13 protein-coding genes are annotated in these 14,444 nt (G+C 74.1%); 8 read left to right on the forward strand and 5 right to left on the reverse strand.

Annotation, left to right across the window (positions count from 1 at the left end; translation table 11 throughout):
- The 4 genes from ACGFQ9_RS04205 to ACGFQ9_RS04220 form a co-directional block, all read right to left on the reverse strand.
- Positions 1-2,019: a prolyl oligopeptidase family serine peptidase gene (locus ACGFQ9_RS04205; RefSeq protein WP_393571009.1), complete on the reverse strand. Its 2,019-nt coding sequence runs from the start codon at positions 2,017-2,019 to the stop codon at positions 1-3.
- The gene (locus ACGFQ9_RS04210) at positions 2,019-3,428 is read right to left on the reverse strand and encodes a M20/M25/M40 family metallo-hydrolase (RefSeq protein ID WP_393571837.1); all 1,410 of its coding nucleotides are present in this window, start codon (positions 3,426-3,428) and stop codon (positions 2,019-2,021) included. The genes ACGFQ9_RS04205 and ACGFQ9_RS04210 overlap by 1 nt, the downstream gene beginning before the upstream one ends.
- 1 nt (position 3,429) lies before the next feature.
- Positions 3,430-4,263 (reverse strand): M55 family metallopeptidase, encoded by an 834-nt coding sequence (locus ACGFQ9_RS04215; protein WP_393571011.1) that lies wholly within the window; start codon positions 4,261-4,263, stop codon positions 3,430-3,432.
- Between the two features lie 184 nt (positions 4,264-4,447).
- Complete coding sequence (locus tag ACGFQ9_RS04220; protein WP_393571013.1) at positions 4,448-4,897, reverse strand: SRPBCC family protein; 450 nt, start codon at positions 4,895-4,897, stop codon at positions 4,448-4,450.
- Between the two features lie 288 nt (positions 4,898-5,185).
- On the opposite strand from ACGFQ9_RS04220, the gene ACGFQ9_RS04225 reads away from it, so the two are divergent.
- The 7 genes from ACGFQ9_RS04225 to ACGFQ9_RS04255 all read left to right on the forward strand — a co-directional run bounded on the left by ACGFQ9_RS04225 (position 5,186) and on the right by ACGFQ9_RS04255 (position 12,588).
- Positions 5,186-5,455, forward strand: coding sequence for a hypothetical protein (locus ACGFQ9_RS04225; protein ID WP_393571015.1), 270 nt, complete (start codon positions 5,186-5,188; stop codon positions 5,453-5,455).
- Between the two features lie 109 nt (positions 5,456-5,564).
- Positions 5,565-7,139: an alpha/beta hydrolase gene (locus ACGFQ9_RS04230; RefSeq protein WP_393571017.1), complete on the forward strand. Its 1,575-nt coding sequence runs from the start codon at positions 5,565-5,567 to the stop codon at positions 7,137-7,139.
- Between the two features lie 79 nt (positions 7,140-7,218).
- Positions 7,219-7,629, forward strand: a complete 411-nt coding sequence (locus ACGFQ9_RS04235; protein ID WP_393571019.1) for a RidA family protein — start codon at positions 7,219-7,221, stop codon at positions 7,627-7,629.
- Positions 7,630-8,120: 491 nt separating this feature from the next.
- Positions 8,121-9,038: an arginase family protein gene (locus ACGFQ9_RS04240; protein ID WP_393571021.1), complete on the forward strand. Its 918-nt coding sequence runs from the start codon at positions 8,121-8,123 to the stop codon at positions 9,036-9,038.
- Positions 9,039-9,101: 63 nt separating this feature from the next.
- Positions 9,102-11,063 carry a DUF5107 domain-containing protein gene (locus tag ACGFQ9_RS04245; protein ID WP_393571022.1) on the forward strand — a complete coding sequence of 654 codons (1,962 nt, stop codon included), beginning with the start codon at positions 9,102-9,104 and terminating at the stop codon, positions 11,061-11,063.
- Positions 11,064-11,207: 144 nt separating this feature from the next.
- Positions 11,208-11,777, forward strand: coding sequence for a PadR family transcriptional regulator (locus tag ACGFQ9_RS04250; protein WP_393571024.1), 570 nt, complete (start codon positions 11,208-11,210; stop codon positions 11,775-11,777).
- The gene (locus ACGFQ9_RS04255; protein WP_393571026.1) at positions 11,764-12,588 is read left to right on the forward strand and encodes an SGNH/GDSL hydrolase family protein; all 825 of its coding nucleotides are present in this window, start codon (positions 11,764-11,766) and stop codon (positions 12,586-12,588) included. The genes ACGFQ9_RS04250 and ACGFQ9_RS04255 overlap by 14 nt, the downstream gene beginning before the upstream one ends.
- 82 nt (positions 12,589-12,670) lie before the next feature.
- Here ACGFQ9_RS04255 and ACGFQ9_RS04260 read toward each other — a convergent pair whose 3' ends face one another.
- A complete protein-coding gene (locus ACGFQ9_RS04260; RefSeq protein ID WP_393571028.1) occupies positions 12,671-13,501 on the reverse strand; it encodes a methyltransferase domain-containing protein in 831 nt (276 codons plus the stop codon).
- Between the two features lie 214 nt (positions 13,502-13,715).
- Between ACGFQ9_RS04260 and ACGFQ9_RS04265 the strand changes: the two genes are divergently transcribed.
- The gene (locus tag ACGFQ9_RS04265; RefSeq protein ID WP_393571030.1) at positions 13,716-14,300 is read left to right on the forward strand and encodes a TIGR03086 family metal-binding protein; all 585 of its coding nucleotides are present in this window, start codon (positions 13,716-13,718) and stop codon (positions 14,298-14,300) included.
- Positions 14,301-14,444: the final 144 nt, after the last annotated feature.

A 14,444-nucleotide genomic window follows, 5' to 3' on the forward strand; every position in this document is an offset into this window, starting at 1 on the left:
TCAGCCGGAGCCCAGCTCCAGCCGCTCCACGTCATCGCGCCGCAGACCGAACACCTGGACGTACAGTGAGAGTTCGGCCTCCAGCGCGCGGATCATGGTGTCCGCTCGCCGGAAGCCGTGCCCCTCGCCGGGGAAGGGGATGTACGCGTGCGGGACCGCGTGCCCCCGGAGGGCCCGGAGGAAGCGTTCCGCCTGGGCCGGCGGGCAGACCGCGTCGTCCAGTCCCTGCAGCAGCACGAACGGGGCCTTGATGCGGTCCGCGCGCGCGGCCGGGGAGCGCTCCCGGTTGCGGACCGCCAGCGTGTCCGGGGGGCCGGCCAGGCCGTCGATATAGCGGGACTCCAGGTCGTGGGTCTCCTCGGCGAAACCCTGGAGGTCCAGTACGGGATAGATGACCGTGCCGCAGGCGTACAGGTCGGTGCCGGCCAGCGATGCCGCGGCCGTCCAGCCGCCCGCACTGCCGCCCCGGATCGCCAGCCGGGCCGGGTCCGCCGTGCCCTCCGCCGCCAGGGCCCGGGCCACCGCCGCGCAGTCCTCCACGTCGACCACGCCCCACTGTTCGCGCAGCCGTTCCCGGTAGGCGCGGCCGTAGCCGGTGGAGCCGCCGTAGTTGACCTCCACCACGCCGATGCCGCGCGAGGTGAAGTACGCGATGTGCAGGTCCAGTACGGGCGGCACGTGGTCGGTGGGGCCGCCGTGCGCCCAGACGACGTACGGCGGGAGCTCGTCGGCGGGGGCGCGGCGGGCCGGGTGGTGCGGCGGATAGACGTGAGCGTGGATCTCGCGGTCGTCCGGGCCGAGGAAGGTACGGCTCTGCGGTTCGGGGTAGTACGCCGGGTCCACCCGGTCCACGGCGTGTGCGCCGACCGCCCGGGCCCGGCCGGTGGAGGTGTCCAGTTCGACCACCTCGTACCCGCTGCGCGGGCTCGCCGCGACCCCGTACACCCGGGAGCCGTGCACCGCGAGGGTCGGCTGCCAGGCCGTCCACGGACCGGCCACGTCGACGAGGTCGCCCGTCTCGGGGTCGAGTATCCCCAGCACGGACGAGCCGAGGCCGTGCAGGACGGCGACCGGCCCCGAGGCCAGCGGTGCCAGCCAGGCCAGCCCGGTCTTCCACAGCGGGCCGCCGAACTCCTCCTCCCGCGGGCAGAGGTTCACGGCGCCCCCGCTGTCGGGGTCCACGCGGTACGGGTTCCACCAGCCGCAGCGGTCGCTGACCGCCAACAGGCTGCCGTCGGCGGCCCATTCGGTCTGGGCGACGGACTCCTCGGGTCCGCCGAGCACCGTCCTGACGCCGGTCAGCGACCCCTCGGCGGCGACCTCGGCCACCTTCAGCTCCGTACCGTCCCACGGCATCCGCGGGTGGTCCCACGCCAGCCAGGAGGCCCGCCGCCCGTCGGGGGAGAGCCGAGGCCCGGTGCAGAAACGGTGCCGGTCGTCGGTCAGTTCACGAACCCGTGACCGGTCCTCGGCGGCCGATCCGTCCAGCGGTACGGCGGCCAGCACGCGGCGTACGCCGGTCGGGGACGGTCCGGTGAACTCCTCCATTACGCACCACACTTCACCGCCGCGCAGTACGGGATCGGCCCAGCGCAGCCCCCGGCCCACCGTCCCGAGCGGGGTCAGCGGCCGGGGCTCCCCGCCCGCATCGGGTTCGTACAGGTACAGGCGCTGGTCGGCGAAGTGGGCGAAGACCAGCAGGGGGCCGCGCTCGCCCCGGGCCGCGGTCCAGGGCCGGCCGCCGTACTCCACCACCCGGCTGCGCACGTTCCACGGCGCCGGCAGCACCGTCTCCTCCGGGCCCCCGCCGGACCTCAGCCGGACCAGGGCCCGGCGGCCGCCCTCGGACGGCCGTGGTTCCGTCCACCAGACCTCGTCGCCGACGGTGCCGACGTACTCGGGTCGCCCGTCCAGCGAGGCGGTCAGGGAGGCCTCGATCGGGGACGGCCAACACCCGTACGGTTCCGTGGTGTTGGCGATGTGTTCCGCGGTCGCGGGTGGGGCCGCCGGGGTCTCCATCACAGCGCCCGCAGGGCGCGGTCGAGGACCCGGACCCCGAAGTGCAGGGCGTCGACGGGCACCCGCTCGTCCACGCCGTGGAACAGCGACCAGTAGTCGAAGCCGGGCGGCAGCTTCAGCGGGGAGAAGCCGTAGCCGGTGATGCCGAGCCGGGAGAACTGCTTGGCGTCCGTGCCGCCGGCCATGCAGAACGGCACCACGTGCCCGGCCGGGTCGAAGTGCTCGACCGACTCCCGCAGGATCGCGTACGTACGGCCGTCGACGGGGGCTTCGAGTGCCACCTCGCGGTGGTGGAACTCCCATTCCACGTCAGGACCGGTGAGCGCGTTCAGGGTGCTGATGAACTCCTGCTCGCCGCCCGGCAGCATCCGGCCGTCCACGTACGCGGTGGCGTGGCCCGGGACCACGTTCAGCTTGTAACCGGCGCTCAGCATGGTCGGGTTGGCGCTGTTGCGGACGGTCGCCTCGACCAGCATGGCGGCCGGTCCGAGCTTCCCGAGGACCTCGTCCAGATCGAACTCGCGGGCGCGCGGATTCACCGACAGCCCTTCCAGGGCGGCGAGTTCGGTGATGCAGGCGGTGACGGTGTCGGTGAGCCTCACCGGCCACTCGTACTCGCCGATCCGGGCCACGGCCGCCGCCAGCCGGCTGACCGCGTTGGCCCGGTTCGGCTTCGACCCGTGCCCGGCGGTGCCGTGGGCGGTGAGCTTGAGCCAGGCCGTGCCGCGTTCCCCGGCGGCGATCGGGTAGAGCGTCCGTCCGGGCGCGGTGTGCAGGGTGAAGGCGCCGGACTCGCTGATGCCCTCGGTGCAGCCGTCGAACAGGCGGGGGTGCTCGTCGGCGAGGAAGCCGGAGCCGTCGACGGCGCTGTCCTCCTCGTCGGCGGTGAAGGCGATCACGATGTCCCGGCGCGGCCGGATGCCGTGGCGGGCCCAGGCCCGTACGACGGCCAGCACCATCGCGTCCATGTTCTTCATGTCGACGGCGCCACGGCCCCACACCACTCCGTCGCGGACCTCGCCGGAGAAGGGGTCGGTGCTCCAGTCGGCGGCCTCGGCCGGGACCACGTCGAGGTGGCCGTGGACCAGCAGGGCCGGGGCGGACGGGTCGGTGCCCTCGATCCGGGCGACGACGTTGGTGCGGCCCGGGGCCCGCTCCAGCAGTACGGGCTCCAGCCCGGCGCCGGCCAGCCGCTCGGCCGCGTACTCGGCGGCGGGGCGTTCGCGGCAGTCGCCGCCGCCCCGGTTGGTGGTGTCGATGCGGATCAGCCCGGAGGTGAACTCGACCACCTCGTCGAGAGCGGTCCGGTCGACGGGCGTGGCGTCATGGGCTTCGCGAGCCGCGCCTTCCTGGGTTTCTCTGGCGTCTCTGGCGTCTCTGGCTTCCGGGGTCTCCGGAGTGGTGTGCATGTCAGCCATACTGCTCCTCCACGGCCGACGAGACGATCGTCGTGACCGCCTTGAAGGTCCGGATCCCCTCGTACATCGTCTCGCTGGTGTACGCGACCCGGCGTTCGCCGGCCCGGTCGACGCCCGGGACCACGGTCGCCGACAGCGACAGGTGCTCGGCGTCGAACTCCAGCTCCACGGTGAACGGCCCGCCGGACACCGGATCGTGCCGGACGGCCAGGGCGGCCGCCTCCTTGGCGGCGGCCCGGATGTCGGCGGCGGTCCGGGCGGGCGGGCGACAGACCGCGGCGTAGCGCGAGACGTGGTCCTTGACGGCGACGGTCCGGGCGCGGGGCGCGTACCCGGCGGCGTCGGCGCAGGTGAGGTCGTCACCGGTGACCAGGACGACGGGGACCCCGTACTCGGCGACCACGTGCGCGTTGAGCAGGCCCTCACTGGCGCGCACCCCGTTGACCCACACCCCGGTGATGGAGTTGGCGAGGTACGTGTGCGCCAGGACGCCCTCGGTGCCGGCCCCGGTGTGGTAGCCGACGAAGGCGATGCCGTCGACGTCACCGTGCTGGACGCCCTCGACCATGGAGAGGGACTTGTGGCGGCCGGTGAGCATCTCGACGCGTTCGTCGAGCTGCTCCAGCAGCAGGTTGCGCATGGACCAGTGCGCCTCGTTGATGAGCACCTGGTCGGCACCGCCGTCGAAGAAGCCCTGGGCGGCGGCGTTGACGTCGGAGGTGAACATGGCCCGGCAGCGTTCCCATTGGGGGGTGCCGGGAAGCACGTCGGCGGGCCAGGTGACGCCGGTGGCGCCCTCCATGTCAGCGGAGATGAGGATCTTCATCGGGCCCCCGTCGCGGCGTCGCGGTGGTGTCTGCGCTCCACCCTATCCAGCGGGACGTACGGGGCCCAGGCCGCCGACGGCGTGGCGTGCGGCCCGGACCGGCCGGGCCGCGAAATCCACTCGAACCGGTGAGGGCGGCGCGGCCCGGTCCCCACCGGACGCCCAGCCCTGGTCCGGCCCTGGTTCAGCCCTGCTTCTCGACTTCCTCGGCCAGGTTGGCGAGCAGGGTGTCGTAGATGCGGGCGAGGCCCTTGGGGGCGAAGGTGCGCTCGAAGAAGCCGCCGACGCCGCCGGCCCCGTTCCAGACGGTGGTCACGACCGCCCGGGACTTGCCCTCGCCGGCCGGGGTGACGGTCCAGGTGGTGACCATCGAGGAGTTGCGGTCCTTCTCGACCAGCTGTCCGTCGGAGGGCTCGGTGACCTCCAGCAGGCAGTCGCGGACGCGCTTGCTGGTGGCCTGCAGCTTCCAGTGCACCAGGGTGCCCTCGCCGTCACCGCCCTCGCGCACCTCGTACTCGCTGAAGTGCTCGGGGAGCAGCTTGCCGCGGGAGTTGCTGTAGTCCGCGAGCGTGTCGAACACCGTCTCCGCGTCGGCCGCGATGATCCGCTCCGTGGTGGCCTCGACCTGCGCCATACCTGTTCCTCCAGCAGTCGTGAACGCTCTTGCGGCGGCAAGCCAATCACTCTCCGGGGCGGGGGCCCAAATCGGGTCCGGGGGACCGGCTGCGGGGTTGAGCGCCCAGACCCGCGCGGGGCCGCGCCCAGACGCCGATGGGGCCGCGCCCCGGCCCCCGCGCGGGGCGCGGGAGCGGCGGGTCAGGCGCCGCGGTGCCAGGGGCGGCCGGCCTCGCGGCGGATCTGGGGCAGGATATGCAGTAGTGGCACGTGCTGCCAGTTTGGACGGCGGGCCGGTCCCTCCTCCGTGACACCCCTGGTACTCCATCTGCGGCCCGGCGCCCGCGAGTGGTTCACCACCCGACAGGCCGGGCACCACCCCCTCCTCGTCCCGCCGTACGAACGGACGTACGCGGGCGGGCCGTACGCGCCGGCCCGGTACCGGCGCCGGATCACCCGCCAAGTCCACTACCCCGTCGTGGAATTCGACATCAGCCCGGCGGGCGCGGGCCGACCCCCGACGTCGCGCCGCCCGAGCGGCCGGCCCGACCCCTCCCGGACGCTCACCCTGCTCTGACCCGCCGTGAAGAGGTCACCAGATCGGGCCATAGGCCTGGGCAATCCCAGCTTCCGGCCCCGGGTTCCGGGACGATTCCGCCCAGAACCCTCTGCCGGGAGAACCGAAGATGCCCAAGATCGCCCTCACGAAGCGCGCCGCCGTCCTGCTCTCCACCGCCACCGCCGCGGCAGCCGCCGCGACCGCGCTGGCAGCCGCGCCGGTCACCGCCGCCGCACCGGCGGAGTCCGCCGCCGGCCTGCGCTGGACCGAATGCCCCACCACGAAGTACCCCACCCTGCAGTGCGCCTCCCTGAGCGTCCCGCTCGACCACGCACAGCCGGGCGGCCGGACGATCTCCCTGGCCCTCACCCGGGTGCCGCACACCGCCGCCACCTCCCAGGGGCCGCTGCTCGTCAACCCCGGTGGCCCCGGCGGCAGTGGCCGCAGCCTGGCCGGGTTCGTGGCCTCCGCGCTGCCCGCGGACCTCGCCGCCCAGTACGACGTCATCGGTTTTGATCCCCGAGGGGTGGGCAAGAGCGAACCCGCCCTCGACTGCGGACCCGGCCACTTCACCCCCGTCCGGCCGGACTCGGTCCCCTACCGGGAGGCCGACGAACGCGCCAACCTGGAGAGGGTCCGTTCCTTCGCCCAGTCCTGCGCCACCCGGCACGCCGACGTCCTCCCGCACATCGGCACCGTCGCCGCCGCCCAGGACCTCGAACTGCTCCGGCAGGCCCTGGCCGCACCCCGGATCAGCTACTTCGGCTACTCGTACGGCACCTACCTGGGCGCCGTCTACGCCAAGCTCTACCCCCAGCGCGTACACCGGCTCGTCCTCGACTCCGTCGTCGACCCCTCCGGCGTCTGGTACGAGGACAACCTGGCCCAGGACGTGGCCTTCGACGCCCGCCACAAGGCGTTCATGGCCTGGGTGGCCAAGCACCACGCCACCTACCGGCTGGGCACCGACCCGACCGCGGTCGAGAGCCGCTGGTACGCGATGCGCGAGGCGCTGCGCACCGCCCCGGCCGGCGGCAAGGTGGGCCCCTCCGAACTGGAGGACACCTTCATGCCGGGCGGCTACTACAACGGCTACTGGCCCAGCCTGGCCGAGGCGTTCGCCGCCCACACGCTCCGCGGCGACGCGAAGCCCCTGGTCGCCGCGTACGAACGGTTCGGCGCGGTCGACCCGGCGGCCGGCAACAGCTACAGCGTCTACACGGCGGTCCAGTGCCGGGACTCCGCCTGGCCCAAGGACTGGAACACGTGGCGCGCCGACATGTGGCGCACCCATGCCAAGGCCCCCTTCATGACGTGGAACAACGCCTGGTACAACGCCCCGTGCGCGTTCTGGCCGACCGAACCCCTCCAGGCCCCGGACGTCACCAACGCCGACCTCCCGCCGGCCCTGCTGGTCCAGGCGACGGAGGACGCGGCCACCCCCTATGACGGGGCGATCAGCATGCGGCAGAAGCTGGCCGGCTCGTCACTGCTGGTCGAACAGGGCGGCGGCAACCACGGCGTGGCGCTGAGCGGCAACAAGTGCCTCGACGAGAAGGTCGCGGCGTACCTCCGCACCGGCCGGGCGGCCGACGCCACCTGCGCGGCCCCGCCCGCCCCCGAACCCACCCCCGCCACGCGTGCCCTCCCCGCTTCCTCCGGGGGCGCCGCCCTCCACGGCCTCCTCGGCTTCCGGGGCTGACGTGTAGGGCGGGCTGAGCGTAGGGCCGGGAGGGGGCGGGCGCCCGCGGGCGGGCGGCGGGGCTGACAAGATCATGCACATGACCGACACGACCGATCATGTCACCCGCATACCCGCCCCCGAGGGCGTCGCCCCGGGCACCGGCTACAGCCATGTCGCCTGGGGCACCGGCCGGTTCATCGCCGTATCCGGCCAGTGCGCCATCGACGAGAACGGCGCCATCGTCGGCCCCGGCGACCCCGCCGCCCAGGCCCGGCAGGTCTTCGAGAACCTCCGCCGCTGCCTGGCGGCGGCCGGGGCAACCTTCGACGACGTCATCAAGTTGACGTATTACATCACCGATGTGGGCGACCTCCCGGCGGTGCGCGCGGCCCGCGACGCCGTCATCCCCGCCGACCGCCTGCCCGCCTCCAGCGCGGTCCAGGTCTCAGCGCTGTTCCGCCCGGAACTCCTCCTGGAGATCGAGGCCTTCGCAGTCATCCCCGCCTGACCGGAGGGCGGGGCCGGGGGCACCAGCCTCCGCCTGAGGCCGACCGGCCAGGGCAGGGACTGGGGCATAACCAGCTTCCGCCCGAGGCCGATCGGCCGGTGGGGCGGGGGTGGGGGGTGGGGTGTGCCGGGGCTCCGCTGGGTCGGCGTCACGGGGGTGCCCGGGCACCCTCTCGCTCCCGACCGAGCGGAGCTCGCCGCCGGAGCGCGGCAGGGATCCGGTGGGGCGATTCCCCCCGCCCTTCCCGCAACTGAGGCTCCGCCCCAGCCCCGGACGGCGCTGCGCCCGACCCCCTTCGGAGTTTCGCCCGACCCCGTTGCGGGCTCCACCTTGCTCCCCATCGGGTCCTTGTACCCAGCTGCGCGATAGTTGTCGCGTACGGGACGGGTGCACACGCCTCCACGCATCCATGCCTGCATGCCCGCACGCCCGCCCGCCCGCGGCGTTGAGTATCCGGCGTCGGCCGCACCGTCCTGCGGCACAGTGGAGCCATGAGATCGATAGTGCTCCTCGACGCGCCGTCCAACCTCGGCCTGCGGCCGCCGGCTCCGGGTACCGTCCCCGGCGTCTACAAGCTCGCCGGGGCCCTGCGGGAGCAGGGGATCGCCGCGCGGCTCGGGGCCCGTGAGGGCGGGGTCGTCGTGCCGCCCCGGTACGACCTGTCGGGCTGGCGGGAGGGGGACGGCGTGTTCCACGCCGCCGAACTCGCCGCGTACACCACCGCCCTCGCCGACCGGATCGAACGCCACCTGCGGGACGGGGAGTTCCCCGTCGTCCTCGGCGGGGACTGCTCGATCCAGCTCGGCGCCTCGCTGGCCATGCGCCGGCTCGGACGCTACGGGCTTGCGGCCATCGACGGCTCGGCCGACTTCCGGCACCCCGGGAACGCGGCCGTCAACGGGCCGGTCGGTGCGGCCGCCGGAGAGGAGCTCGCCCTCGCCACCGGCCGCGGCCAGTCCGCCCTGGCCGACCTCGAAGGGCTGTCGCCGTACCTGCGCGACGAGGACATTCGCCTCTTCGGGCTCCGGGACGGCGACGCCGACCTCGCCGAACTCGGGAGTCTCGGCATCAGGACGGCCACCGTCGGGGACATCCGCGAGCGCGGCGCCGCAGCCGTCGCGCGGGCCGCACTGGACGGGCTCCACCCGCCGGTCACCGAGGGCTTCTGGGTGCACCTCGACGCGGACGTGCTCGACCCGACCGTGATGCCGGCCGTGGACAGCCCCGACCCCGGCGGCCTCTTCCCGGCCGAACTGGCGGGACTCCTGCGGACGTTGCTGGCCTCACCGCGCTGTGTCGGGCTCAACGTCACCATCTACGACCCCGATCTCGACCCGGACGGGACCGCTGCCGCCCTGCTCACCGACCTGGTGGTGGGTGCCGTGGCGGACCCCTCCAGCATTCCCTGACGCGAAACCCTCGATTCCGCAAAACCGCTGTGGACCGGCCGCCATGGCGTGTTCCATTCCTCCATGGCCACTACCGTCCGTCGCACCACCGTCACCCTCCCCGCCGCCCCGCTGGGCGCGGAGAACCCGCTGCCGCCGCTCCGCGCCCCGGGCGACGCGCACGTGCTCGACGAGCGCACCAGGGCCGGTCTCCCGCGCGACATGGCCCGGCAGATCGGGTACGCGCCGCTGCGCTCCCTCCTGCCCGTGCGGCTCCGCGACGGTTACGGGCGGCAGCGGGCGGACACCGCGATCGACGCGGTCGTGCTGGAGAACGACCACCTGACGGTGACGGTCCTGCCCGGCCTCGGCGGGCGGGTGCACTCCCTGGTGCACCGGCCCACCGGGCGGGAACTCCTCTACCGCAACCCGGTGTTCCAGCCGGCCGCGTTCGCCCTCAACGGCGCGTGGTTCTCCGGCGGCATCGAGTGGAACATCGGCGCCACCGGCCACACCACCCTGTCCTGCGCACCTCTGCACGCCGCGCTCGTCCCCGCCCCGGACGGCGGGACCATGCTCCGCCTGTGGGAGTGGGAACGGCTGCGGGACCTCCCCTTCCAGGTGGACCTGTGGCTCCCGGACGGCTCGGAGTTCCTCCACGTCGGGGTGCGCGTGCGCAACCCGCACGAGCGGCCCGCGCCCGTCTACTGGTGGTCCAACACCGCCGTCCCCGAGGACAACGGCACGCGCGTGCTCGCCCCGGCCGACGAGGCGTGGCACTTCGGTTACGAGCGGGACCTCCGCCGCATCCCCGTCCCCGGGTCCGCCGGCGCGGACCTGACGTACCCGCTGCACAGCGAGTTCCCGGCGGACTTCTTCTACGAGCTGCCGGAGGGCACCCGCCCGTGGATCGCCGCGCTCGACGGTGACGGCCGCGGCCTGGTGCAGACCTCGACCGCGCGGCTGCGCGGCCGGAAGCTGTTCGTGTGGGGCGCGAGCACGGGCGGGCGCCGCTGGCAGGAGTGGCTCACCGAGCCCGGCACCCCCGGCTACGCCGAGATCCAGGCGGGCCTGGCGCGTACCCAGCTGGAGCACGTACGCCTGGATCCGGGCGCGGAGTTCAGCTGGCTGGAGGCGTACGGACCGCTGGGCGCCGACCCGGCCGCGGTGCACGGGCCCGACTGGGCCGCGGCCCGGACCGCCACGGAGCAGGCGCTCGCCGCGGCTCTGCCCCGTGAACGGGTGGAGGCGGCGTACGCGGCCTGGCTCCCGTACGCCGACCGGGAACCGGGGGAGCGGCTGGCGGCCGGCTCGGGCTGGGGAGCCCTGGAGGTGCTGTGCGGCGGGATCGCCCTGCCCGGCACCCCGTTCGACGAGTCGATGCTCGGCGAACCGGAGTTGCCCTGGCTGGAGTTGTGGCGCAGCGGCGTGTTCCCGGCGCCGCCCGGGGCAGTCCCGCCCGGGCCGAGCCTGGTCGCCCCGCACTGGCGGGACATGCTGGAAACCGCCCCGGCGGATCCGCTGACGGAGTACCACCTCGGCGTCGCGCAGTGGCACGCGGGAGACATCGCCCAGGCGGTCCGCAGCTGGGAGCGCGGACTGCCGCAGGCCGCCTCCCGGTGGCCGCTGCTGCGCTGCCTGGCGGCGGCGGACGCGCTGGCGGGGGACGCCGGGCGGGCCGCGGACCGGTACGCGGAGGCGTTCGCGGACCTGATGGCCGGGAGTCCGGGCGCGGGACCCTGGGCGGCGGCGGAATCGGCGCTGGGGAAGGAGGCGCTGGCCGCACAGCTGGCGGCGGGCCGGGTCGCCGAGGCCCGGTCGGTGTGGGAGCGCCTGCGGCCCTGCCTGCGCGAGGAGGGGCGATTCCGGCTGCTCGCTGCGCGGCTGCTGGCGGCGGAGGGGCATGTGGTCGCGGCCCGGCGGCTGTTCGAGGACGGGATCGAAGTGCCGGACCTGCGCGAGGGCGACGAGGTCCTGGGGGAGGTGTGGGCCGGCCTGACGGACCGGCCGGTTCCGGCCCGCTACGACTTCCGCATGCGGCCGTGAGTCCCTCGCGGTCCCTGTTTCTTCGGTAGTCATGGATCTGATTAGTCAGTTTTTTGAGTATGGTGGGGGTGGTGTGAGGTGGCATGACGTGAGGCGGAGCCCGCGGGGCGAGCCGGCGTCCGGAGACGGAACGGAGGCGTCCGCATGGCCCTGCGGCATGCCGTGCTCGCGGCGCTGCTGGACGAGGAACTCAGCGGCTACCAGCTGGCCAAGGCGTTCGGCCTGGGCGTGGCCAACTTCTGGCACGCCCTGCCCCAGCAGGTGTACGCCGAACTGGCGAAGCTGGAGGCGGACGGACTGGTGGCCGGCCGGGAGGTCGTCCAGGACACCCGGCCGAACAAGCGCATGTTCCACGTGACGGAGGCCGGGACCGCCGAACTGGAGCGGTTCGCCGCCGCCTCCGCCAAGCCTTCCGCCCTCCGGGACGATCTGGCCGTCATGGTCCAGGCCTCCGACCTCATCGACGCCGGGGCGGTCGTCGGCCGGCTGGAGGAACGGGCCGCCTTCGCCCGCGCCAAGGCGGAACTCTTCGAGGGCCTGCTGCGGAAGTTCCGCGGCGGGCTCGACGAGGAGGAGTTCCTGCACCACGGCAAGCGCATCGGCCCCTATCTGACCTGCCTGCGCGGCCTCGCCTTCGAGCGGGGCAACCAGGAGTGGTGCGAGCGGGTCGCCGCGGTACTGGAGGAAAGGCGGTCGGCCCGTGCCGGACAGTGAGCGGCAGCACCACCGGTACCTGCGCTACGTCGCCCTCGGCGACAGCCAGACCGAGGGGCTCGGGGACGGCGACGACACCGCCGGCCTGCGCGGGTTCGCCGACCGGTTCGCCGAGCGGCTCGCCGTGCACAGCCCCGGCCTGACCTACGCCAACCTCGCCGTGCGGGGCCGGCTCGCCGGGCAGGTCCGCGCCGGCCAGCTCGACGCCGCGCTCGCCCTCCGCCCCGACCTGGCCACCGTCGTCGCCGGTGTCAACGACATGCTCCGGCCCTCCTTCGACGCCGACGAGGTCGCCGGCCACCTGGAGGCGATGTTCGCCGCACTCACCGCACAGGGCGCCCGGGTCGTCACCGTCACCTTCCCGGACATCACGCGACTGGTCCCGCTCGCCCGCCCGCTCGGTGCCCGCGTGCACGCCCTCAACGAGCGCATCCGGGAGGCCGGGGGACGGCACGGGGTCGTCGTTGCCGACACCGCCCCGTACCCGGTCGTCACCGACCCCCGGCTGTGGAGCCCGGACCGCCTGCACGCGAGCCCGCTCGGGCACGAGCGGATCGCGGAGGCCCTCGCCGCCGCGATCCGCCTGCCCGGCAGTGGCGACGCCTGGACGCACCCGCTGCCCGCGCCGCCGGTTCCCGCGCCCACCGGCCTGCGGGCGGCCGCGGCCGAGCTGCGCTGGGCGGCCGCGTTCCTCGGCCCCTGGCTGGGCCGCCGGCTGCGCGGCCGCTCGTCCGGCGACGAGCGCACGGCCAGGCGGCCGAGCCTCCTCCCGGTCAGGCTCCCGGCGGTGCAGGCACCACCGGGAGCCTGAGGCTCACGGCGGCGTGTGAACGCCCGGCGGCCGGTGTCCCCGGGCGCCCCGTCCCGCCCGCCTGCCCGGCCCCGGCTCGGGCTCAGACCCGGGCCAGGATCTCGCCGTTCAGCACCGAGAACCAGGCGTCGGGGTCGGCACCCCACGCACGCCAGGCCGCGGCCGCCGCCTCCAGCAGCTCGGCCGTGGCGTGGCCGCCGGCCACCGCGATCCCCGCGTACCCCGAGGCCGTCGTACGGTCCGCCCACAGCTCCGACCACCAGGCGACGTCCTCCGGCGCGGCGAAGCACCAGGTATCGGCCGAGCAGCGGACGTCCTCGAAGCCGGCCTCCCGTGCCCAGGCCTTCAGGCGCCGGCCCGCGTCCGGCTCGCCCCCGTTGGACCGGGCCACCCGCCGGTACAGGTCCAGCCACTCGTCCAGTCCGGGCTGCGCCGGGTACCAGGTCATGGCGGCGTAGTCCGCGTCCCGGACCGCCACGACGCCACCGGGCCGGCACACCCGGCGCATCTCCCGCAGGGCCCGCACCGGATCGCCCACGTGCTGCAGCACCTGGTGCGCGTGCACCACGTCGAAGGTGTCGTCCGGGAAGTCCAGCGCGTGCACGTCCGCCACGCCGAACTCGATGCCGTCGACCCCGCGCTTCGCCGCGTACGCCCTGGCCTGCTCGACCACGTCCCCGGCGGCGTCCACCGCCACCACCCGTCCGGGGGCGACCAGTTCGGCCAGGTCCGCGGTGATGGTGCCGGGGCCGCAGCCCACGTCCAGCACGGACATACCCGGCCGCAGCTCTCCGATCAGGTAGGCGGCGGAGTTCTGCGCGGTGCGCCAGCGGTGCGACCGCAGCACCGACTCGTGGTGCCCGTGCGTGTAGACGGCGGTCTCGCGGGCGGGTGCGCCCTGGGCGTCGTTCATCGCGTCACTCCTCTTCGTCGAAGGCTTGCGGTCTGCCGGTGTGCGGCCTGCGTCCACCGTAAGGGATCTTGTCGAGATGTGAGATAGCCGTTTTGGAATGTGGACACGACCCTTGCAGTGAAAGGGGATTCGGGGTGTCGCTGGCAGGGCGGGCGGGAGGCGAGGACAGTGGGCCGCAAGGGGGCCGGAGCCACGGGAGAGGACGGTGGGATCCATGGGAGACAGCCGGACGGACTCGTTGCTGGAGTGGCACGCCAAGGCCCTGGAGCTGTTCGGCGAGCGGGTGCACGCCGTCCGCGAGGACCAGTGGGGCGCGCCGACGCCGTGCACCGAGTGGAACGTGCGGGACCTGGTCAACCACGTCACCGGGGAGCAGCTCTGGATACCCCCGCTGCTCACCGAGGGCCGCACCGTCGAGGACGTGGGGGACGCGCTCTCCGGAGACCTGCTCGGCGAGGACCCGGTGGATGCCTGGGACCGGGCCGCGGCCGCAGCGCGGGCCGCGTTCGTCGCGCCGGGAGCGCTGGACCGGACCGTCAAGCTGTCGTACGGGCCCGCGCTCGGGTCGGCGTACTGCTCGGAACTGACGGCCGACTGCGTGGTGCACACCTGGGACCTTTCCCGGGGCATCGGGGCGGACGACCGCCTGCCGGACGACCTCGTCGAGTTCACGATCAAGGAAGTCATGCCGTACGCGGACGGGCTGGCGGCCGGCGGACTGTTCGCCCCGCCGGTCGAGGTGCCGCCGGGCGCGGACGCCCAGACGCGGCTGCTGGGGATGGTCGGGAGGGCGCGCTAGAGCGCCGCACCTTATAAAGGGCAGAGCGGGGGTCGGAGCGCGCAGGGCAGGGAGGGCAGCGCAGGACGCCGTACGGCAAGGCAGGGAACCGCAGGACAAGGCAGGGAACCGCAGGGCGAGACAAGGAACCGCAGGGCAAGGCGG

Source organism: Streptomyces sp. NPDC048603 (genome assembly GCF_043199475.1).
Classification (GTDB): domain Bacteria; phylum Actinomycetota; class Actinomycetes; order Streptomycetales; family Streptomycetaceae; genus Streptomyces.

Coding starts and splice junctions, on each gene's coding strand:
- ACGFQ9_RS04205 (WP_393571009.1), bottom strand. CDS start 2,019: ATGGAGACCCCGGCGGCCCCACCCGCGACCGCGGAACACATCGCCAAC.
- ACGFQ9_RS04210 (WP_393571837.1), bottom strand. CDS start 3,428: ATGCACACCACTCCGGAGACCCCGGAAGCCAGAGACGCCAGAGACGCC.
- ACGFQ9_RS04215 (WP_393571011.1), bottom strand. CDS start 4,263: ATGAAGATCCTCATCTCCGCTGACATGGAGGGCGCCACCGGCGTCACC.
- ACGFQ9_RS04220 (WP_393571013.1), bottom strand. CDS start 4,897: ATGGCGCAGGTCGAGGCCACCACGGAGCGGATCATCGCGGCCGACGCG.
- ACGFQ9_RS04230 (WP_393571017.1), top strand. CDS start 5,565: ATGCCCAAGATCGCCCTCACGAAGCGCGCCGCCGTCCTGCTCTCCACC.
- ACGFQ9_RS04235 (WP_393571019.1), top strand. CDS start 7,219: ATGACCGACACGACCGATCATGTCACCCGCATACCCGCCCCCGAGGGC.
- ACGFQ9_RS04240 (WP_393571021.1), top strand. CDS start 8,121: ATGAGATCGATAGTGCTCCTCGACGCGCCGTCCAACCTCGGCCTGCGG.
- ACGFQ9_RS04245 (WP_393571022.1), top strand. CDS start 9,102: ATGGCCACTACCGTCCGTCGCACCACCGTCACCCTCCCCGCCGCCCCG.
- ACGFQ9_RS04250 (WP_393571024.1), top strand. CDS start 11,208: ATGGCCCTGCGGCATGCCGTGCTCGCGGCGCTGCTGGACGAGGAACTC.
- ACGFQ9_RS04260 (WP_393571028.1), bottom strand. CDS start 13,501: ATGAACGACGCCCAGGGCGCACCCGCCCGCGAGACCGCCGTCTACACG.
- ACGFQ9_RS04265 (WP_393571030.1), top strand. CDS start 13,716: ATGGGAGACAGCCGGACGGACTCGTTGCTGGAGTGGCACGCCAAGGCC.